Origin of the sequence: Hydrogenophaga sp. SNF1 (genome assembly GCF_034421675.1) — a bacterium.
GTDB lineage: Bacteria > Pseudomonadota > Gammaproteobacteria > Burkholderiales > Burkholderiaceae_C > Hydrogenophaga > Hydrogenophaga borbori.
This window is the reverse complement of record NZ_CP139793.1, coordinates 437501-458207: the sequence shown is the minus strand read 5'-3', so window position 1 is coordinate 458207 and position 20707 is coordinate 437501. Positions and strand designations below refer to the sequence as shown.

Below are 20707 nucleotides of genomic sequence, written 5' to 3'. Positions count from 1 at the left end.
TTCGAAAGATCGGTCGAAAACGGTGGCGGCGCGCGGGCGGCGGCAAGGCCGGCGGAACTCAGCCGCGCCGGCGGTCCTTGACGCCGGCCACGGCCTGGCGGTGCACGGCCTCCAGGTCGGCGTTGCCGCGCACGGTCATGTGCAGGTCCTGCACCAGGCCGTCCTTGAGGCCGTAGACCCAGCCGTGCAGGGCCACGGCCTGGCCGCGCTCCCAGGCGTCCTGCAGCACCGTGGTCTGCGCGACGTTGAGCACCTGCTCGATGGCGTTGAGTTCACACAGCGCGTCGTGGCGGTGCGCCTCGGGCAGCGCAGACAAGAGCGTGGCATGCTTGTCGCGCACGTCCTTGATATGGCGCAACCAGTTGTCCGCCAGACCCACGCGGGTGTCGCGCAGCGCGGCCTGCACGCCGCCGCAGCCGTAGTGGCCCACCACCATGAGGTGCTCTACCTTGAGCACGTCCACCGCGAACTGGACGGTGGACAGGCAGTTCAGGTCGGTCGGCACCACCACGTTGGCCACGTTGCGGTGCACGAAGACCTCGCCCGGGTCCAGACCGGTGATCTGGTTGGCGGGCACGCGGCTGTCGGAGCAGCCGATCCACATGTAGCGCGGGCTCTGCTGCTGCGAGAGCTTGGTGAAGAAGCCGGGGCGTTCGGCCTCGATCTGGGCCGCCCAGCGCCGGTTGTGATCCAGCAGGTGTTGAAGGTCGTCGCTCATGGAAGGATTGTGCTGCCTGCCGCCCACCGGGCGGCTTACATGGTTTCGGCGAAGAGTTCGCGGCCGATGAGCATGCGGCGGATCTCGCTCGTGCCGGCGCCGATCTCGTAGAGCTTGGCGTCGCGCCACAGGCGGCCCAGCGGGTACTCATTGATGTAGCCGTTGCCGCCGAAGATCTGCACGCCCTCGCCGGCCATCCAGGTGGCCTTCTCGGCCGTCCACAGGATGACGGAGGCGCAGTCCTTGCGCACGCGGCGCACGTGCTCGCTGCCCAGCACGTCCAGGTTCTTGGCCACCGTGTAGGCGAAGCTGCGCGCGGCCTGCAGCACGGTGTACATGTCGGCCACCTTGCCCTGGATGAGCTGGAACTCGCCGATGCTCTGGCCAAACTGCTTGCGGTCGTGGATGTAGGGCACCACGTTGTCCATCACCGCCTGCATGATGCCCAGCGGCCCGCCGCTGAGCACGGCGCGCTCGTAGTCCAGCCCGCTCATGAGCACCTTGGCGCCGTTGTTGAGGCCGCCCAGGATGTTCTCCGCCGGCACCTCCACGTTCTGGAACACCAGCTCGCCGGTGTGGCTGCCGCGCATGCCCAGCTTGTCGAGCTTCTGCGCGATGGAGAAGCCCTTCATGCCCTTCTCGATGAGGAAGGCCGTGACGCCGCGCGCGCCCAGCTCGGGCTCGCTCTTGGCGTAGACCACCAGGGTGTCGGCGTCCGGGCCGTTGGTGATCCACATCTTGCTGCCGTTGAGCAGGTAGTAGCCGCCCTTGTCCTCGGCCTTGAGCTTCATGCTGATGACATCGGAGCCCGCGCCGGGCTCGCTCATGGCCAGCGCGCCCACGTGCTCGCCGCTGATGAGCTTGGGCAGGTACTTCTGGCGCTGCGCGTCGTTGCCGTTGCGCTTGATCTGGTTGACGCACAGGTTGGAGTGCGCGCCGTAGGACAGGCCCACCGAGGCGCTGGCGCGGCTGATCTCCTCCATGGCGACCATGTGCGCCAGGTAGCCCATGTTGGCGCCGCCGTAGGTGTCGGGCACGGTGATGCCCAGCACGCCCAGCTCGCCCATCTTGCGCCACAGGTCCATGGGGAACTGGTCGCTGCGGTCGATCTCGGCCGCGCGCGGCGCGATCTCGGCCTGCGCGAAGTCGCGCACGGCGTCGCGCAGGGCGTCGATGTCCTCGCCAAGCTGGAAGTCGAGGCCGGGCAGTTGGGTCATGGAAAGTCTCCTGTGGGTGTTGGTGTGGTGGGTGTCAGCCGCGCACCTTGTCGCGGCCCAGAACGGTCATGAGGGTGCAGCCCATGGTGGCCACGAGCTTCTCCCGGCCCTCGTGCAGGGCATAGGCCTGACCTTCGGCCACGGTGACGGTGCGCCCGGGCTTGATGACCGTGCCGACCATGCGGAAGGACTCGCCCTGCGCGGGCGCGAGCAGGTTGATCTTGAACTCGATGGTGAGCACGGCGGCGTCGGCCGGCATGAGCGAAAACCCCGCGTAGCCGCAGGCCGAGTCGAGCGCCGTGGACACCATGCCCGCGTGCAGGAAGCCGTGCTGCTGCGTGAGGCGCGCGGCCCATGGCAAGGTGATGACCACGCGCCCCGGCGCCACCTCGGCCAGCGAGGCGCCCAGCGTGTCCATGGCGGCCTGGCGCGCGAAGCTCTCGCGCACGCGCGTTGCGTAGTTCGGGTCCTGGGCCTGGAAGGGGGTGCTCATCGGTGCGGGGCCGTGCGGCCCGGGGGATGGGAGAGCCCCGATTCTAGGTTGACGTTTACGTAAACGTCAAACCAGCGATCGACCGGGCCGGCGGCGGCTCAGGCGCCCTTGCGCTCGATCTTGTTGAGCAGGGCACGCGCCTCCTTCTCGTGCGCCTTGACCTCGTCGAGGTTGGCCACCAGGTCGGCCATCTGCTCCTCGAGCTGGCGGCGGTGCTCCGCCAGCACGGCGAGGAACTTGCGCAGCTGCGGCCCGGTGTCGCGCGGGCTGTCGTACATGTCGATGATGTCCTTGGCCTCGGTGAGCGACAGGCCCAGGCGCTTGGCGCGCAGCGTGAGTTTCAGGCGGGTGCGGTCGCGCGCGCTGTAGACGCGGTTGCGCCCGCCCGGGCCTTCGCGCAGCGGCTGCAGCAGGCCCACGTCTTCGTAGAAGCGGATGGCGCGGGTGGTCAGGTCGAACTCGCGCGCCAGGTCGCTGATGGTGTAGGTGGGATTGGTGGCCATGTGCCGGGGTACCGGGGTGTCGGGTGGCGGACAGGGAAAGGGAACGGTGGCTCCGTAGAATGCCCTTTTCTTGACGTTTACGTCAACGTCAAGGCGCGCGCATCTTACTGAAATCACTTCCCCGCCATGAGTCCCACCCGCGATCAGCTCGAAGCCCGGCTTCACTACCCCCTGGGCACCACCCTGCCCGAGCCTGGCCGCGCCCTGGTGGTGGCGCCTGGCGTGAAGTGGATCCGCATGACGCTGCCCTTCGCGCTCGACCACATCAACCTCTGGCTGCTGCGCGACACGCTGGACGGCCGCGAGGGCTGGACGGTGGTGGACTGCTGCATCGCCCGCGAGGAGGCCAAGGCGCAGTGGGAGCAGGTGTTCGCCAACGAGCTGGACGGCCTGCCCGTGTTGCGCGTGATCGTGACGCACATGCACCCGGACCACATCGGCCTGGCGCACTGGCTGTGCGAGAAGTGGGACTGCCGTTTGTGGATCAGCGCCACCGACCACGCGATGGCGCGCCTGGGCACCCAGACCACCACCGGCTTCGGCGGCGACGCGGCGGCGGCCTACTTCGCCAGCCACGGCCTCACGGACCCGCAGAGCGTGGCCAAGGTGCGGGCGCGCGCCGGCTACTACCCGAACCTGGTGCCGTCCGTGCCCGCGCAGTCGCGCCGCCTGCTCGACGGCCTGGCGGTGCGGATCGGCGAGCACGACTGGCGCTGCATCAGCGGCTACGGCCACGCGCCCGAGCACATGGCCCTGTGGAGCGAGTCCCTGGGCGTGCTGATCAGCGGCGACATGATCCTGCCGCGCATCTCCACCAACGTGAGCGTGTACGAGCAGGAGCCCGAGGCCGACTCGCTCCAGCGCTTCCTCGACTCCATCGACAAGTTCCTGCCGCTGCCCGAGCACACGCTGGTGCTGCCCTCGCACGGGAGGCCCTTCACCGGCCTGCACGAGCGCATCGCGCAACTGCACGCGCACCACGACGAGCGCCTGGCCGAGGTGGCGGCGGCCTGCCGCGAAAGGCCCCTGAGCGCCTTCGACGCGCTGCCCGTGCTGTTCCAGCGCCAGCTGGACCTGCACCAGACCACCTTCGCCATGGGCGAGGCGGTGGCGCACCTGAACCGGCTGTGGCACGCGGGCACGCTGGCGCGCACCCGCGGCGCCGACGGCGTCTGGCGCTTCAGCCCTCGGTGAAGGGCAGCGCCGCGTCCTTGAGCGCGCGGCGGCGCTCGGCGTGATCGGGCATCACGCTGGCGACCACGTCCCAGAAGCGCGGGCTGTGGTCCATGTGGTGCAGGTGGCTGAGCTCGTGCACCACCACGTAGTCGATCGCGTCCATGGACAGGTGGATCAGCCGCCAGTTGAGCCGGATGCGCCCGTCGGCGCTGGCGCTGCCCCAGCGCGTGTCGGCGTTGGACAGGCTCAGCCGGGTCCATTGCACGCCCAGGCGCGGCGCGAAGTGGTCCAGGCGCTGCGTGAACACGGTGCGCGCGTGGCGCATCAGCCAGGCCTGTGCGGCGTCGCGGATCTGCGCCTCGCTGGCGTGGCGCGGCAGGCCGACACGCAACACGCGCGCGGCCGCGTCGAAGGCGCCGCCGCGGCCCGAGAAGCCGTGCGCCGGGTCGAGCGCCAGGCGCACGGGCTCGCCCAGCAGCGGCAGCTCGGCGCCGTCGGCCCAGCGGATGCGCGAGCTGGCCTGGCGCTCGGCGCGCTCGCGCGCCTCGGCCAGCTTGTCGAGCACCCAGCCGGCCTTCTCCTGCAGCACGGCCTCCACATCGCCCAGCGTGCTCCAGCGCGGGGCGCGCACGCTCAGGCCATCGGTGCCCACGCTCAGGCCGATGGTGCGGCGCTTGCCGCGCAGGAATTCGTAGCCCACCTCGGCCCCGCGCAGGCGCACCAGGCGGTTGGCGCGCGGGTGGTGCCAGGTGCCGGGCTGGAACACCTCGGCCAGCGGCAGCGCATGATCGGTGCCGACCGGCGCGACCGGGGCCGATGGGGCCGGCGCGGCGCGCGGCGGCTCGGGCTCGGCGGCGGGGCCGAACAGATCGAACGCCAGCTGCACGAAGCCCTTCACGCCGGCCTCAGCGATAGGCCTCGGGGTCGAGCCGGCGCATTTCGCCTTCGATCCAGGCCTCGACCTCGCGCATGAGCTCGTCGGCCTCGCGGCCCTGGCTGGGGATGGGCTTGCCGATGGAAAAGTCCACCACGCCGGGCCGCTTGATGAAGGCCTTGCGCGGCCAGCACTTGGCCGAGGTCACGGCGATGGGGATGACCGGCGCGCCGGTGGCCACGGCCAGGCGCGTGCCGCCAGTCTTGTAGCTGCCCTTCTCGCCGCGCGGGATGCGCGTGCCCTCGGGGAACATGATCACCCAGGTGCCCTGGTCGAGCAGACGCTGGCCCTGCTCGACCACCTTGTTGAAGGCCTGGGTGCGCTTGCTGCGGTCGATGTGGATCATGTCCAGCCGGCCCATGGCCCAGCCGAAGAAGGGCACGTAGAGCAGCTCCTTCTTGAACACGTAGGCCAGCGGGTGCGGCATCAGCGTGGGCATGGCGAAGGTTTCCCAGGTGGACTGGTGCTTGAGCAGCAGCACGGCCGGCGCGGTGCTGCCCACGGGCAGGTTCTCCAGGCCCGTGACGCGGTTGCGGATGCCCAGGATCAGCGTGCCGCTGTGCACCGCCACGCGCAGCCAGTTCGCGCACATCCAGTACAGCGTGGTGCTGCTCACGAAGGGCGAGACGATCACCACCGCCAGCCCCCAGGGGATCACGGTGATCACCATCACCAGCAAGTGCAACACGGAGCGCAGGAAGTGAATAGCGATCATGCTCGGGGGTCAGGCGGTCGGCTTGGAAGGGGGCGGGACCTGGGCCAGCAGCCAGTCGGCAAAGGCGCTGAGGTCGGCGTGGACCTGGGTGGCGGGCGGCAGGCCCGCGATGGCGGCGCCGGGCTGGCCGCCCAACGCGGCCGACTGGCCCGTGAGCAGCAGGTGCGTGGCGCAACCGGCGGCGGCGCCAGCCTGCACGTGGCGCAGCGAGTTGCCGGCGGCCACCACCTCGGCCAGGGGCACGCCGAAACGCGCGCCGATCTGCTGGAACAGGCCGGGCGCGGGCTTGCGGCAGCCGCAGGCGTCTTCTGGCGCGTGCGGGCAGATGAAGATGGCCTCCACCCGCGCGCCGGCGGCCGCCAGCAGGCGGTGCATCTTGAGGTGGATGGCGTTGAGCGAGGCCATGTCGAACAGGCCGCGGCCGATGCCCGACTGGTTGGTGGCCAACACCACGCGCCAGCCGCCGTGGTTGAGCCGCGCCACCGCCTCGAGCGCGCCCGGCAAAGGCTCCCATTCGTCCGGCGACGCCACCTTGTCGTCGCGGCCGCGGTTGAGCGTGCCGTCGCGGTCGAGGATGAGCAGCTTCATGCCACGATCATGCCGCGAGTCGCGAAAGGTCGGCCACGCGGTTCATCGCGCGGTGCAGCTGCTGCAGCAGGGCCAGGCGGTTGGCCTTGAGCGCGGGGTCGTCGGCGTTGACCATGACGCCGTCGAAGAAGGCGTCGACCGGCGCGCGCAGCGCGGCCAGGGCCTGCAGGCTGGCGGTGAAATCGCCGGCCTCGAACCGCGCGTCGGCGCCGGGCACGGTGGCCTGCATGGCGTCGAACAGGGCCTTCTCGGCGGGCTCTTTCAGCAGGCCGGCATTGACGGGCCCGCCCACGCCTTCGGACTTCTTGAGGATGTTGCCGATGCGCTTGTTGGCGGCCGCCAGGGCGGGGGCCTCGGGCAAGGACGCGAACTCCAACACAGCGTGCAATTGCGCGTCCAGTGACCTCAGCAGTTGCGGACGCAGCGCCAGCACGGCGTCGATCTCGGCATTCGTGTAGGCATGAGGTACTGAAACACCCCGAGGGTGCTTAACCGAGCGATCCTCATCACGGAAGTAGCCACGAAGCCGCTCATAAATGAACTGCTCAAGTTCAGCCGAGGGATCTTTGATCAACGTACCAAACGGCACCGCAGCAGCCCCGAGCAGCCAATCAAGGTTCACAGGCACATCTGCCTCGATCAGCATGCGCACCACCCCCAGCGCGTGCCGGCGCAGCGCGAACGGGTCCTTGTCGCCCGTGGGCAGGTTGCCGATGCCGAACATGCCCACCAGGGTTTCCAGCTTGTCGGCCAGTGCCACCACCGTGCCCACGGCGTTGCGCGGCAGCGCGTCGCCCGCGAAGCGCGGCTTGTAGTGGTCTTCGATGGCGAAGGCGATGTCCTCGCTCAGGCCGTCGTGGCGCGCGTAGTAGCCGCCCATGATGCCCTGCAGCTCGGGGAACTCACCCACCATGTCGGTGAGCAGGTCGGTCTTGGCCAGGCGCGCGGCGGTGTCGGCCTGCTGGGCGAGCACGTCGCCGCCGAGCCGCTGGCCGATGGCCCGCGCGATGGCGCGCACGCGCTCCACGCGCTCGCCCTGCGTGCCGAGCTGGTTGTGGTAGACCACCTTGCCCAACCCCTCGACGCGCGATTCCAGCGTCTTCTTGCGGTCCTGGTCGAAGAAGAACTTGGCGTCGGCCAGGCGCGGGCGCACCACGCGCTCGTTGCCGCCGATCACGGCGCTGGCGTCGTCGGGGCGGATGTTGCTGACCACCAGGAACCGGTTCGTGAGCCGGCCTTGCGCGTCGAGCAGCGGGAAGTACTTCTGGTTGGCCTTCATCGTCAGGATGAGGCACTCCTGCGGCACGTCGAGGAACTGCTTCTCGAATTCGCAGATGAGCACGTTCGGGCGCTCGACCAGCGCGGTCACCTCGTCGAGCAGGGCCTCGTCCTCGACGGGCCGGCAAGCGCCGCCCACCTGGGCCGCGGCGGCCGCGAGCTGGCGCGCGATCTCGGCGCGGCGCTCGGCGAAGGAGGCGATGACGGCGCCGTCCTGCGCAAGCGTGTCGGCGTAGGCATCGGCGTGGGCGATGGCGACCGGGTCGACGCGGGCTTCGAAGCGGTGGCCGTGGGTGGCATTGCCGGCCTTCAGGCCCAGCGCCTTCACAGGCACCACCTCGGCCCCGTGCAGTGCCACGAGCCCGTGCGCGGGGCGCACGAACTGCACGCTGTCCCAGCCCGGCAGGGCACAGCCCGACTCGAGCTGGTAGGTCATGACCTTGGGAATGGGCAACTGCGCGATGGCCTCGTCCAGGGCCTTCTGCAGGCCGGCCGCGAGTTCGACGCCGGGCGCGATGCTGTCGAAGAACAGGGCCTCGGCCTTGCCGTCCACGGCGCGGCGCAGGCCCGCCACGGCCGAGGCGTCGGCGCCCAGCGCACCCAGGCGCTTGAGCAGCGCGGGCGTGGGCTGGCCGCTGGCGTCCAGCCCCACGGACACGGGCATGAGCTTGTGCGACTGGGGCTTGTCGGCGGCGCGCGCGAGCACACCCGCCACGTGGGCGGCCAGGCGGCGCGGCGAGGCGAAGGCGGTCACGGCGGCGTCGGCCGGCGCCAGGCCCTGCGCCTGGAGGCTGGCGGCCAGGCCGGTGGCGAAGGCTTCGCCGAGCTTTTTCAGCGCCTTGGGCGGCAGTTCCTCGACGAAGAGTTCGACGAGCAGGTTCTGTGCGGACATCGTTGTTCTTCTCTTCCCGGCTCAGGCGGCCTTTTTCTCGATCTGCGCCACCCACTCGCGCGGCGCCATGGGGAAGCCCAGGCGCTCGCGGCTTTCGTAGTAGCTCTGGGCCACGCTGCGCGCGAGGTTGCGGATGCGGCCGATGTAGGCGGCGCGTTCGGTCACGCTGATCGCGCCGCGCGCGTCCAGCAGGTTGAAGCTGTGCGCGCACTTGAGCACCTGCTCGTAGGCGGGCAGCGCGAGTCGCTCGGCCATGAGGTGCTTGGCCTGCTTCTCGTGCGCGGCGAAGGCGGTGAACAGGAAGTCGGCGTCGCTGTGCTCGAAGTTGTAGGTGGACTGCTCCACCTCGTTCTGCTTGTAGACGTCGCCGTAGCTCAGGCCCTCGGTCCAGGTGAGGTCGTAGACGTTCTCCACGCCCTGCAGGTACATGGCCAGGCGCTCCAGGCCGTAGGTGATCTCGCCGGTGGCGGGCCGGCAGTCGATGCCGCCGACCTGCTGGAAGTAGGTGAACTGGGTCACCTCCATGCCGTTGAGCCAGACCTCCCAACCCAGGCCCCAGGCGCCCAGCGTGGGGTTTTCCCAGTCGTCCTCGACAAAGCGGATGTCGTTCTTCTTCAGGTCGAAGCCCAGGGCCTCGAGCGAGCCCAGGTAGAGCTCCAGGATGTTGGCCGGCGCCGGCTTGAGCACCACCTGGTATTGGTAGTAGTGCTGCAGGCGGTTGGGGTTCTCGCCGTAGCGGCCGTCCTTGGGGCGGCGGCTGGGCTGCACGTAGGCGGCCTTCCAGGGCTCGGGGCCGATGGCGCGCAGGAAGGTGGCGGTGTGGCTGGTGCCGGCGCCCACCTCCATGTCGTAGGGCTGCAGCAGCGCACAGCCCTGGTTGGCCCAGTACGTCTGCAGCGTGAGGATGATTTGCTGGAAGGTCAACATGCGCGTGAGGCCCGCGCGTGGGCGGGCCGGCGGAAAGTGAGAGGTCTTGTTGGGGGGTGCGCGGTGCGCCGCCCAGGCGGGCCACCGGCGGAATGCGCGATTTTACGGGCCGGGGGTCGGCCCGGCCGGGCTCAGCGCCGCCGCGTGCGGCCGCCCCGGCGGCCCAGCTGGCGCAGCGAGGCGATGACCAGCAGCAGCGCACCGCAGACCACCCACAGCGGCATCAGGCCCCAGCGCGCCGTCCATTGCGCGTAGGGCGTGAGGCCGCTGCGGCCTTCCACGGTGGCCTCCAGCCGGCCGCGCTCCAGGCGCGGCAGCCGCTGGGTGACCACGCCGCGGTGGTCGATGGCGGCGGTGGCGCCGGTGTTGGTGGCGCGCAGCATCGGCCGACCGAACTCCAGCGCACGCAGGCGCGAGATCTGCAGGTGCTGGTCGATGGCGATGGAGTCGCCGAACCAGGCGATGTTGCTGAGGTTCACCAGCACGGTGGGCGCGCCCTCGGCGGTGGTGAAGCCGGCGGCGATCTCCTCGCCGAACAGGTCTTCGTAGCAGATGTTGGGTGCGATGCGCTGGCCCGCCCAGGTCCAGGGCGCCTGGGGCAGCGCGCCGCGCGCGAAGTCGCCCAGGGGGATGTTCATCATCTGCGTGAACCAGCGGAAGAAGGGCGGGATGAACTCGCCGAAGGGCACCAGGTGGTGCTTGTCGTAGCGGTGCACCTCGGGCGACTGGGCGTTGGCCAGGGCGCGGCGCGCGGCGGCCGGCGTGAAGCCCCAGGTGGAGTTGGTGTAGCCGCTCTCCAGGCTGCCCAGGGGCAGGCCGGTGAGCACGGCGGCGGCGCCCGGGCCGGCCTGCTCGGCGATGGGCTGCAGCAGCGGCTGCCAGAAGGCCGCGCCCAGCTGCTCGGGCAGCAGGGGCACGGCGGTTTCCGGCGCCACGATGAGCTGGGGCCCGTCGGCGCGCGCGCTGGCGGCCGCGATGCCCTCGCGCATCTGGCGCGGGTACCACTCCAGCGCCTGGGCCACGCCGGTGCCGGGCACGAACTTCTGGTCCTGCGGAATGTTGCCCTGCAGCAGCCAGACGCGCAGCGGACCGGTGCCGGCCGTCTCGGCCTGGCCCAGGCCGCGCCAGCGCTCGCCGCCGCCCAGGCAACTGATGACCAGCAGCAGCACCACCAGCCAGGCCAGGGCGCCGCGCGCCACGGTGAACGGCGACCAGTGGCGCGCCTGCACGCGGGCGGTGGGCGGCGTGGACACGTAGACGCCGCCGGCGGCGCGCACGGGCACGGGCCGCACGGGCTGGCGCATCCAGGCCAGGGCGGCGTGCACCGCCCAGGTGAGGACCGAGGCCAGCACATAGGCCAGGATGGCCGCGATGAAGCCCATGCCATAGACGCCGACCAGCGGCGCCCAGGGCGCCATCAGGTCGACCTGGGCGTAGCCGCCCGCGCCCCAGGGAAAGCCGGTGAAGAGCTGGCCGCGCGCGAGCTCGGCCAGCGTCCAGGCGGCGGCGAACATCAGCGCCTGCGCGCTGCGCGCCAGCGGCGCCCAGGCGCAGAGGAAGCCCACGGCCAGGGCATAGTACAGCGCCAGCGCGCCGGCCAGCGCCAGCACGGCCAGGGCGGCCAGCCAGGCCGGCAGGCCACCGTAGGTGTTCATGGAGATGAACAGCCACCAGAAGCTGCCGGCCAGCCAGGCGGTGGCGAACAGCCAGCCGCGCCACATGGCCTGGCCCACGCGCGTGGCGAACTGCAGGGCAAAGACCAGCAGGGCCAGCGAAACGATCTGCAGCCCGCCGCTCGGCTGCCCTGGCACCAGGCCCGGCGGCACCCAGGCCGCCGAGGGCCAGGCGATGGCGGCGGCCTGACCCAGGCCCCCCAGCAGACAGACCCAGAAGAACAGCAAACCCGCCAGCCGCGAACCGCGCCCGGGCGGGCGGCGCGTCATGGGGTGGAAGCTCGAGGGGGTGTGGAGCGATCCGAAAAGGCTGCGCATGGGCCGTGGGTGGGGGGAAGGGGGTCAGGGTTCGGCGGGCACCGGCGCCACCTTGAACCACTTCACGGCACCGCCCTTGGCGTGTAGCACGGTGAAGCGCAGGCCCTCGATCTCGTGCGCCTCGCCGCGCTTGGGCACGTGACCCATGGTGTGCGCGATGAGGCCGCCGATGGTGTCGAAGTCCTCGTCGGAGAGGTGGAGCTCGAAGGCCTCGTTGATGCGTTCGATCGGGGTGTCGCCACTGACGCGCCAGGTGCTGTCGGCCAGCGCGAAGACGTCGCCGGCGTCCTCGTCGACGTCGAACTCGTCCTCGATCTCGCCGACGATTTCCTCCAGCACGTCCTCGATGGTGATGAGGCCGGCGACGCGGCCGAACTCGTCGATGACGATGGCCAGGTGGTTGCGGTTGCCGCGGAACTCGCGCAGCAGGTCGTTCAGGCCCTTGCTCTCGGGCACGAAGGTGGCCGGGCGCAGCAGGGCGCGGATGTTGAGCGAGGGCGCGCGCTGCAGCTTGAGCAGGTCCTTGGCGAGCAGGATGCCGATGATGTTCTCGCGCTCGCCCTCGTAGACCGGAAAGCGCGAGTGCGCGGTGTCGATCACCAGGTGCAGCAGCTCGTCGTAGGGCGCGTCGATGGCGATCATGTCCATGCGCGGCGCGGCCACCATGACGTCGCCGGCGGTCATGTCGGCGATGCGGATCACGCCTTCGAGCATCACGCGGGATTCGGCGTTGATGATGTCGTTGTCCTCGGCCTCGGCGAGGGTCTCGATCAGCTCGTCTTTGGAGTCCGGACCGGGGTTGATGAACTCGACAAGCTTCTGCAGGAATCCGCGTTTGTCGGGGGGCCGCAGGCCGCGCTGCGGCCCGCTACTGGGGGGGTGGTCGGCCACTGGGGGAGACGGTGGTTGTAACAACGGGCGAGGATACCCCATGGGTTTGAAGGGACAAACCCCTGCCGCGCCGGTGGCGCACCCGGTCCGGCCGCTCAGCCGCGCGCGCGGTCGCGGGCGTCGCGCACGCCTTGGCGGATCTCCTGCAGCAGGCGGATCACGCCCCAGAACTGCTTGGCCTGGGCCTTGAGGTGGTAGTCGGTCACGGCCACCTGGTCGCTGAGCAGTTCGCTCACGCGCGAGTCGAAGTCGGCCGGCGGCAGGCGCAGGTGGGCCTCGGTCTCGGAGCCGGCGCGCTCCAGCACCGCACCGGCGTTGCGGGCGATCTTGAGCATGGCCGTGTTCTCGGACAGGGCGTGGATGAAGAGCTGGGAGACGCCCTCGTTGCGCGCGTGCGTGACGGCGCGCTCGAACAGCCGGCTGCCGTATCCCTTGCCACGCGAGGCCTTGGCCACCGAGACGCCGAACTCGGCGCAGCTGCGCAGCTGCGGGTCGACCGAAAAGGCCAGGTGGGCCATGGCGATGAGGTGCAGGCGGCGGTTGAAGATGCCGAAGACCGCGTCGCGGTCGAAGTCCAGGCGCTCGGCGTAGCGGCCGATCTGCTCGTCGGTGGCGGCGTAGCCGAAGCGCAGGTAGCGGTCGGAGGCGTCCAGCGAGAGCAGGTGCCGCACGATCTCGGCGCGGTGGCCGCTGTCGAGCGCGCGGATGGGCACCGTGCCGCTGTCGGCTCGGTCGTCGCGGGGCGGGGCGGGGTCGCGGGTCGCCATGGGTGTGCGGACTGGGGAAAGCACCCAAGTCTGGCCGCAAGCACCGCCACGCGCAAGCGCCTGCGCCCCAGCGCCCGCTCAGAGCGGCAGCGCGGTGGTGCTCTTGACGCGGTCCATCACGAAGCTGGTCTTGCAGTCCTGCACGCTGGGGTGCTTGAGCAGGGTGTCCATCATGAAGCGCGAGTAGGCGGCCATGTCGGCCACCACGAGGCGCAGCTGGTAGTCCATGTCGCCGGTGAGCGCCACGCACTCCACCACCTCGGGCCAGGCCATCACGCTGGCGCGGAACTCGTCCATGGGGTTGCGCTTGTTGCCCTCGGCGTGCTTTTCCAGGCGCACGCTCACGTGGGCCGTGAGGCCCAGGCCCACGGCCTCGGGCCGCAGCAGGGCCACGTAGCGCGCGATCACGCCCGCCTCTTCCAGGCGGCGCACCCGGCGCAGCACCGCGCTGGCCGACAGGCCCACGGTCTCGGCGACCTGGTCGTAGGTGGCGCGCCCATCGGCCTGCAGGCTGCGCAGGATGGCGCGATCGAGCTTGTCCAAGGCTTCCATCGCCGGCATTGTGCAGAAATCCTGCGTGATGGACAAATGGCGCGCCCACAAACGCCGGAATCGTGACACCCTGCGCCGATACAGTGGCCCATCCCCCAGAACCCACGAAGGAGACCGCCATGAACGCCGCCCTGCCCGCTTCCGCCACCGCCTTTCAGGGCTGGGACAACCCCATGGGCACCGACGGGTTCGAGTTCATCGAGTACGCCGCGCCCGACCCCGTGGCCATGGGCGCGCTGTTCGAGCGCATGGGCTTCAAGGCGATCGCCAGGCACCGCCACAAGGCCGTGACCCTGTACCGCCAGGGCGAGATCAACTTCATCATCAACGCCGAGCCCGACAGCTTCGCGCAGCGCTTCGCGCGCCAGCACGGGCCCAGCGTCTGCGCCATCGCCTTTCGCGTGAAGGACGCCAAGGCCGCCCACGAGCGCGCGATCTCCCTGGGCGCCTGGGGCTACGCGGGGCAGGCCGGCCCGGGCGAGCTCAACATCCCCGCCATCAAGGGCATCGGCGACTCCATCATCTATTTCATCGACCGCTGGCGCGGCAAGAACGGCGCCAAGGACGGCGAGATCGGCAACATCGGTTTCTACGACGTCGACTTCGAGCCCTTGCCCGGCGCCGAGCTTGCCCCGGTGGGCCACGGCCTCACCTACATCGATCACCTCACGCACAACGTGCACCGGGGCCGCATGGCCGAGTGGGCCGACTTCTACGAGCGCCTGTTCAACTTCCGCGAGGTGCGCTACTTCGACATCGAGGGCCAGGCCACCGGCGTCAAGAGCAAGGCCATGACCAGCCCCTGCGGCAAGATCCGCATCCCGATCAACGAAGAGGGCAACGAGAAGTCGGGCCAGATCCAGGAGTACCTGGACCGCTACCACGGCGAAGGCATCCAGCACATCGCCATGGGATCGACCAACTTGTACGACACGGTCGACGCGCTGCAGATGGCGGGCGTGAAACTGCTGACCACCAGCGAGACCTACTACGAGCTGCTGCCCAGGCGCATCCCGAACCTGGCCGAGGACATCGAAGCCCTGAAGCAGCGCAACATCCTGGTGGACGGCGCGCCCGGCGAACTGCTGCTGCAGATCTTCAGCGAGAACCAGCTCGGCCCCATCTTCTTCGAGTTCATTCAGCGCAAGGGCAACCAGGGCTTCGGCGAAGGCAACTTCAAGGCCCTGTTCGAGACCATGGAGCTCGACCAGATGCGCCGCGGTGTGCTGCAGAAGTCCTGAGGATCCGGCGGAGAACGAGACCATGGCCGTCGAACCCGTCGTCTATGGCGCCAGCGAGCGCCCCCCGCGCGGGGACTACTCGCGCGCCCACGACGACTACACCTGCCCGCAGAACTGGTCGGCCTACACCGAGGCCGACCACGACACCTACCGCCGGCTCTACGAACGACAGAGCGCCCTGTTGCCCGGCCTGGCCGCGCAGGCCTTTGTCGACGCCCTGCCCGCCCTCGGCGTGCGCGACCGCATCCCGCGCTTCGACGAGATCAACGAGCGCCTGCGCCCGGCCACCGGTTGGGAAATCGTTGCCGTGCCCGGGTTGATCCCCGAGCGCCCCTTCTTCGACCTGCTGGCCCACCGCCGCTTCCCGGTGACCGACTGGATCCGCACGCCGCAGGAGTTCGACTACATCGTCGAACCCGACGTCTTCCACGACCTGTTCGGCCACGTGCCCCTGCTGTTCAACCCGGTGTTCGCGGACTACGTGCAACGCTATGGCCAGGGCGGGCTGAAGGCACACGACCTCGGCGCGGGCGAGCTGCTCTCGCGCCTGTACTGGTACACCATCGAGTTCGGGCTGATCCGCGAGCCGCAGGGCCTGCGCGCCTATGGCGCCGGCATCCTCAGTTCGTCCGGCGAACTGCGCCACAGCGTGACCAGCCCGCGCGCGCGGCGCATCGCGCTCGACCTGGTGCGCTGCATGCGCACCCGCTACAAGATCGACGATTACCAGGCCACCTACTTCGTCATCGACAGCTTCGAGCAGCTCTTCGACATGACGGCGCCCGATTTCACGCCGATCTACGACACCGTGCGCTCGCTCGGCGAACTGCCGGCCGACGCCAGCATCGCCAGCGACTCGCCCATCACCCTCGGCTGAAACGCCAGATCGACGTGCGCCGCGCCCGGCACCAGGCGGTTGTCGGCGCCGGGCAGCGTGGCGGTGGGTGCCGGGAACACGATGTTGTCGGTGTCCGCGTACCAGCACACGAAGCCGGCGTAGGGCGCCTCGCCGCGCAGCGCGCGCTCGCGCGCGGCGAGCCGGCCCAGCCAGTCGCCGTCCACGCGCATCTGGCGGCCATTGACGACGCGGCTGAAGCGGCTGATCCAGGTGCCGCGGTGCGGGCTGCCGATGGTGACCACCCTTGCCACGCGCGCGGCGTTGCGCGGATCGGCCACCATCCAGGCACGGGCGGCGAGGCCGCCCATGCTGTGGCACACCAGGGTCGGCAGGCCCGGGCCCAATCGCTCGGCGCGCCGCACGGCCTCCTCCACCAATGGCACGTAGTCGTCGATCGAGCCGAACACTGGCTCGAGGTTGACGGTCGCGTAGGCCAGGCCCCGTTCGCGCAATGCCTGCAGCCAGGGCAGCCAGAAGCCCCGGTTGCACACGAAGCCATGGACCAGCACCACGGCGCCACCGGGGCCGGGCATCGGCGCTTGGGGGTCCGGGAGGAGACGCCAGCGAAAGGGTTGGCGCCAGGCGAACACCCGTGGGGCCACCAACACCTCGCGCCACCAGGCGCGCACCCATGCGGTCCAGGGCGTGTCCGCACCGTGGCCCTGGCGGCGGGTGTCCTCGCGGTTCACCCAGGCCGCCAGCGCACATTCGACACCCAAGGCCAGGGCGTGCCCGCACAGCACGCTCGCCGCCAGCAGCAGCGCCCCGATCGGGTGCCCGCGCCGCCACAGGCCCACCGCCAGCAACAGCAACAGAACGGCGCCGAACACCAGCACACGCTGCAAGTCGGCCAGGGCCGAGCGGGCGGTAGGATGTGGTGTCGGCTCGCGCATGCGCCGACTATCTCACGCCAACGGCCTCCATCGCCGCCGATCACCCCGGGTTTCACCTTCACATGAGCTCGAACACGGCTTTCGCCGACCAGATCCGCGCCCACCTGCACAGTGTGGCGGCGCTGCGCCAGGGCGCCCTGGGTGCGCCCGCCCAGGCCGCCGCGGTGCACACCGTAAAGGGGCTTCAGGCCCGGCGCTTCCGCGCCAGCTACGCCGACCTTGCCGCCGATCCTCGCAGCCAGCCGGCGGTGCGCTTCTTTCTGGAAGAGCTGTACGGTGAACACGACTTCTCTCGCCGCGACGAGCAATTCGGGCGCATCGCCGGCGCGCTCGAACGCCTGTTCCCCGCCGCCGTCGCGCAACTGGCGGTCGACCTGACCGAAATGCACGCGCTCACCGAGCGGCTGGACGATGCACTCGCGGGCCACTGGCTGGGGCAGGCCGAGGGCACGCCCGCCGCCGAGCGCTACACCCTGGCCTGGCGTGCCTGCGGCGCCCGCGGCGAGCGCGAGCGCCAGTTGGCCGTGGTGCAGCACATGGGCCAGGAGCTGCAGCGGCTGACCCGCATGCGCTCACTGCGCCTGGGCCTTCGCATGATGCGCAAACCCGCGGAGGCGGCCGGCCTGGACGCCCTGCAGCACTTTCTCGAGTCCGGCTTCGATGCCTTCGCTGCGCTCGGCGACGCCTCTGCCTTCCTGCGCACCATCGCCGACCGGGAAGCCCGCTGGATCGACTGCCTCTTCGACGCGCCGCTGGCCGAGGCCTGTCGCCGACTCGACGCCGAGTGGTCCCGCGCACCGGCATAGGGGGCCGGTCCGACCCACAATCGCCCATGGCTCACGCACCCATCCTCGCCCATCCCGCGCCCGATGAGCCCTTGGCGGCGCTGGGCATCCAGGTGCTCGAGCGGGGATGGCTGTCGGCCAACAGCGTGGTCATGCGCACCGAGGCCGGGGGCCTGGTGGTCGACACAGGCTACGCCAGCCACGCCCGGCAGACCGTGGCCCTCATCCGCCAGGCCCTCGACGGCCAAACACTGACGCAGGTGGTGAACACCCACTTGCACAGCGACCACTGCGGCGGCAACGCTGCGCTGCTGGAAGCCTGGCCAGCGGCCCGGGTTGCCATCCCGCCCGGACAGGCTTCGGCGGTACGCCATTGGGACCCGGTCGCCTTGACCTACACACCCACCGGCCAGTTCTGCCCGCGCTTCGACTACGACGAACTGCTGTGGCCGGGCGGGCGTCTTCGCGCTGGCGCTCTGCGATGGGATGTGCGGTCGGCCCCGGGCCACGACCCGCACGCGGTCCTGCTGCACGAGCCGGAACACGGCGTGCTGATTTCCGGCGATGCCCTGTGGGGCAATGGCTTCGGTGTTGTCTTTCCTGAGCTGGACGGCGTCGATGCGTTTGAAGAGGTCGGCGCCACCCTGGACCTGATCGAGTCGCTGGCCCCTTCGACCGTGATTCCTGGCCATGGCCCCGTTTTCCGGGGGGAAGAAGTTGGCATCGCCCTCGCCCGCGCTCGCAGCCGCCTTGACCAGTTCCGGCGCGACCCCGCCAAGCACCGATCGCATGCGCTCAAAGTGCTGGTGAAATTCAAAATGCTGGAATGGCAGCGCGTTGAGTTGGCTCAGCTGCAAAGCTGGTTTGCCGCGTCGGACTATTTCCTTCGCATTGCACGCATGGATCACCCGGGAACACCATCGGAGGTGCTGGACATGCTCCTGGCCGATCTGATTCGGGTACAAGCGCTCGCCATGGACGGCGCTTGGGTGTGCAATCGTTGATTGCCGCAAACGACAAGCAATAACAGATCGGCGGCACTGGCCACAACGCTTTTGGGATGCCCCAAAAGACAAACCCCCAACCGATTGGTTGGGGGTTTGGTTGTAAGAGCCTGACGATGACCTACTTTCACACGGGAATCCGCACTATCATCGGCGCAAAGGCGTTTCACTGTCCTGTTCGGGATGGGAAGGAGTGGGGCCACCTTGCTATGGTCGTCAGGCATAACGGGTTGCTTGGCTGCTGATTGTTCAGCCAAGCGAATTCATAGAGTCGCGATCCGCGCATTGTGTGGCGGATCGATCAGCGTTTCATTTGATTGCGACAACGATTGGCATATCGTTGCATTTGCTATTGATGTGAGACATCAAAGTTATAGGGTCAAGCCGCACGGGCAATTAGTACTGGTTAGCTTAACGCATTGCTGCGCTTCCACACCCAGCCTATCAACGTCGTGGTCTACGACGACCCTTCAGGGGGCTCAAGGCCCCGGCAGATCTCATCTTGGAACGAGTTTCCCGCTTAGATGCTTTCAGCGGTTATCTCTTCCGCACTTAGCTACCCGGCAATGCCACTGGCGTGACAACCGGTACACCAGAGGTGCGTCCACTCCGGTCCTCTCGTACTAGGAGCAGGCTTCCTCAAATCTGCAGCGCCCACGGAAGATAGGGACCAAACTGTCTCACGACGTTTTAAACCCAGCTCACGTACCTCTTTAAATGGCGAACAGCCATACCCTTGGGACCGGCTACAGCCCCAGGATGAGATGAGCCGACATCGAGGTGCCAAACACCGCCGTCGATATGAACTCTTGGGCGGTATCAGCCTGTTATCCCCAGAGTACCTTTTATCCGTTGAGCGATGGCCCTTCCATACAGAACCACCGGATCACTATGTCCTGCTTTCGCATCTGCTCGACTTGTCAGTCTCGCAGTTAAGCACGCTTATGCCATTGCACTATTAGCACGATGTCCGACCGTACCTAGCGTACCTTCGAACTCCTCCGTTACGCTTTGGGAGGAGACCGCCCCAGTCAAACTGCCTACCATGCACTGTCCCCGATCCAGATAATGGACCTAGGTTAGAACCTCAAACACACCAGGGTGGTATTTCAACGTTGGCTCCACCCGATCTAGCGACCGGGCTTCAAAGCCTCCCACCTATCCTACACAGATCTGTTCAAAGTCCAATACAAAGCTACAGTAAAGGTTCATGGGGTCTTTCCGTCTTTCCGCGGGGAGATTGCATCATCACAAACATTTCAACTTCGCTGAGTCTCGGGAGGAGACAGTGTGGCCATCGTTACGCCATTCGTGCAGGTCGGAACTTACCCGACAAGGAATTTCGCTACCTTAGGACCGTTATAGTTACGGCCGCCGTTTACTGGGACTTCGATCAAGAGCTTGCACCCCATCAATTAATCTTCCAGCACCGGGCAGGCGTCACACCCTATACGTCCACTTTCGTGTTTGCAGAGTGCTGTGTTTTTAATAAACAGTCGCAGCCACCTATTTTTTGCAACCCGTTCATGCTTCGTTGTTCACTACACACTACTAGGGCACACCTTCTTCCGAAGTTACGGTGTCAATTTGCCGAGTTCCTTCTCCCGAGTTCTCTCAAGCGCCTTAGAATACTCATCTCGCGCACCAGTGTCGGTTTGCGGTACGGTCGATCACAAGCTGAAGCTTAGTGGCTTTTCCTGGGACCTCGTTCAGTTACTTCGCGAGCAAGCTCGCTCGATCGGCAGCCTCGGTATATGCGCGCCGGATTTGCCTGACGCACGCCTACTTCTGCCTAAACCGGGACATCCAACACCCGGATAACCTATTAAGATCCGTCCCCACATCGCACTTGTAATCGGTGCAGGAATATTGACCTGCTTGCCATCAGCTACGCATCTCTGCCTCGCCTTAGGGGCCGACTCACCCTACGCCGATGAACGTTGCGTAGGAAACCTTGCGCTTACGGCGAGCGGGCTTTTCACCCGCTTTAACGCTACTCATGTCAGCATTCGCACTTCTGATACCTCCAGCAGCCTTTACAAGCCACCTTCACAGGCTTACAGAACGCTCTCCTACCACTCGCCATTGCTGGCGAATCCGCAGCTTCGGTAACTGGCTTGAGCCCCGTTACATCTTCCGCGCAGGACGACTCGATCAGTGAGCTATTACGCTTTCTTTAAATGATGGCTGCTTCTAAGCCAACATCCTGACTGTTTTAGCCTTCCCACTTCGTTTCCCACTTAG

Annotated in this window: 19 protein-coding genes and 2 rRNA genes (1 of these 21 only partly in view); 5 read left to right on the top strand and 16 right to left on the bottom strand. The window is 68.3% G+C overall.

Annotated elements, in window-relative coordinates; translation table 11 throughout:
- Positions 1-58: 58 nt before the first annotated feature.
- From can to SOM08_RS02195, 4 genes are all read right to left on the bottom strand, one after another.
- Positions 59-718, bottom strand: a complete 660-nt coding sequence (gene can, locus SOM08_RS02210) for a carbonate dehydratase (protein ID WP_116958607.1) — start codon at positions 716-718, stop codon at positions 59-61.
- Positions 719-753: 35 nt separating this feature from the next.
- Positions 754-1935 carry an isovaleryl-CoA dehydrogenase gene (locus tag SOM08_RS02205; protein ID WP_116958606.1) on the bottom strand — a complete coding sequence of 394 codons (1182 nt, stop codon included), beginning with the start codon at positions 1933-1935 and terminating at the stop codon, positions 754-756.
- A gap of 34 nt (positions 1936-1969) precedes the next feature.
- Complete coding sequence (locus SOM08_RS02200; RefSeq protein WP_116958605.1) at positions 1970-2428, bottom strand: PaaI family thioesterase; 459 nt, start codon at positions 2426-2428, stop codon at positions 1970-1972.
- A 98-nt stretch (positions 2429-2526) separates the two neighbouring features.
- Entirely contained in the window at positions 2527-2931 is a 405-nt protein-coding gene (locus SOM08_RS02195; RefSeq protein ID WP_116958604.1) for a MerR family transcriptional regulator, read from the bottom strand.
- Positions 2932-3057: 126 nt separating this feature from the next.
- Here SOM08_RS02195 and SOM08_RS02190 point away from each other — a divergent pair, with 126 nt between their 5' ends.
- Positions 3058-4125, top strand: coding sequence for an MBL fold metallo-hydrolase (locus tag SOM08_RS02190; protein WP_322469972.1), 1068 nt, complete (start codon positions 3058-3060; stop codon positions 4123-4125).
- On the opposite strand, the gene SOM08_RS02185 is transcribed toward SOM08_RS02190, so the two are convergent.
- The 9 genes from SOM08_RS02185 to SOM08_RS02145 form a co-directional block, all read right to left on the bottom strand.
- Positions 4112-5005 carry a SprT family zinc-dependent metalloprotease gene (locus tag SOM08_RS02185; RefSeq protein WP_322469971.1) on the bottom strand — a complete coding sequence of 298 codons (894 nt, stop codon included), beginning with the start codon at positions 5003-5005 and terminating at the stop codon, positions 4112-4114. The genes SOM08_RS02190 and SOM08_RS02185 overlap by 14 nt on opposite strands.
- A 7-nt stretch (positions 5006-5012) precedes the next feature.
- The gene (locus SOM08_RS02180; RefSeq protein ID WP_116958817.1) at positions 5013-5747 is read right to left on the bottom strand and encodes a lysophospholipid acyltransferase family protein; all 735 of its coding nucleotides are present in this window, start codon (positions 5745-5747) and stop codon (positions 5013-5015) included.
- 18 nt (positions 5748-5765) lie between these two features.
- Positions 5766-6344, bottom strand: a complete 579-nt coding sequence (gene gmhB, locus SOM08_RS02175) for a D-glycero-beta-D-manno-heptose 1,7-bisphosphate 7-phosphatase (RefSeq protein ID WP_116958601.1) — start codon at positions 6342-6344, stop codon at positions 5766-5768.
- A gap of 7 nt (positions 6345-6351) precedes the next feature.
- Positions 6352-8514 (bottom strand): glycine--tRNA ligase subunit beta, encoded by a 2163-nt coding sequence (glyS, locus tag SOM08_RS02170; RefSeq protein ID WP_322469970.1) that lies wholly within the window; start codon positions 8512-8514, stop codon positions 6352-6354.
- A gap of 21 nt (positions 8515-8535) precedes the next feature.
- Complete coding sequence (glyQ, locus tag SOM08_RS02165) at positions 8536-9441, bottom strand: glycine--tRNA ligase subunit alpha (RefSeq protein ID WP_116958599.1); 906 nt, start codon at positions 9439-9441, stop codon at positions 8536-8538.
- 131 nt (positions 9442-9572) lie between these two features.
- Positions 9573-11384, bottom strand: a complete 1812-nt coding sequence (gene lnt, locus SOM08_RS02160; RefSeq protein ID WP_116958598.1) for an apolipoprotein N-acyltransferase — start codon at positions 11382-11384, stop codon at positions 9573-9575.
- A gap of 72 nt (positions 11385-11456) precedes the next feature.
- Positions 11457-12323: an HlyC/CorC family transporter gene (locus tag SOM08_RS02155; protein ID WP_175442878.1), complete on the bottom strand. Its 867-nt coding sequence runs from the start codon at positions 12321-12323 to the stop codon at positions 11457-11459.
- 95 nt (positions 12324-12418) lie between these two features.
- The gene (locus SOM08_RS02150) at positions 12419-13090 is read right to left on the bottom strand and encodes a GNAT family N-acetyltransferase (RefSeq protein ID WP_116958597.1); all 672 of its coding nucleotides are present in this window, start codon (positions 13088-13090) and stop codon (positions 12419-12421) included.
- Positions 13091-13168: 78 nt separating this feature from the next.
- Positions 13169-13642, bottom strand: a complete 474-nt coding sequence (locus SOM08_RS02145) for an Lrp/AsnC family transcriptional regulator (RefSeq protein ID WP_116958596.1) — start codon at positions 13640-13642, stop codon at positions 13169-13171.
- A gap of 119 nt (positions 13643-13761) precedes the next feature.
- Between SOM08_RS02145 and hppD the strand changes: the two genes are divergently transcribed.
- Positions 13762-14883 carry a 4-hydroxyphenylpyruvate dioxygenase gene (hppD, locus tag SOM08_RS02140; RefSeq protein WP_116958595.1) on the top strand — a complete coding sequence of 374 codons (1122 nt, stop codon included), beginning with the start codon at positions 13762-13764 and terminating at the stop codon, positions 14881-14883.
- 22 nt (positions 14884-14905) lie between these two features.
- Positions 14906-15760 (top strand): phenylalanine 4-monooxygenase, encoded by an 855-nt coding sequence (phhA, locus tag SOM08_RS02135; protein WP_322469969.1) that lies wholly within the window; start codon positions 14906-14908, stop codon positions 15758-15760.
- Here phhA and SOM08_RS02130 read toward each other — a convergent pair.
- Positions 15682-16674, bottom strand: coding sequence for an alpha/beta fold hydrolase (locus SOM08_RS02130; protein WP_322469968.1), 993 nt, complete (start codon positions 16672-16674; stop codon positions 15682-15684). The genes phhA and SOM08_RS02130 overlap by 79 nt on opposite strands.
- Before the next feature lie 62 nt (positions 16675-16736).
- Here SOM08_RS02130 and SOM08_RS02125 point away from each other — a divergent pair, with 62 nt between their 5' ends.
- Together SOM08_RS02125 and SOM08_RS02120 are read left to right on the top strand one after the other, a co-directional pair.
- Positions 16737-17480 (top strand): FFLEELY motif protein, encoded by a 744-nt coding sequence (locus SOM08_RS02125; RefSeq protein ID WP_245980905.1) that lies wholly within the window; start codon positions 16737-16739, stop codon positions 17478-17480.
- A 26-nt stretch (positions 17481-17506) separates the two neighbouring features.
- The gene (locus SOM08_RS02120; protein ID WP_322469967.1) at positions 17507-18463 is read left to right on the top strand and encodes an MBL fold metallo-hydrolase; all 957 of its coding nucleotides are present in this window, start codon (positions 17507-17509) and stop codon (positions 18461-18463) included.
- A gap of 108 nt (positions 18464-18571) precedes the next feature.
- Here the strand turns inward: SOM08_RS02120 and rrf are convergent.
- Positions 18572-18684 (bottom strand): 5S ribosomal RNA (gene rrf, locus SOM08_RS02115).
- Positions 18685-18838: 154 nt separating this feature from the next.
- A 23S ribosomal RNA gene (locus SOM08_RS02110) occupies positions 18839-20707 on the bottom strand; it runs 1005 nt beyond the window's last position.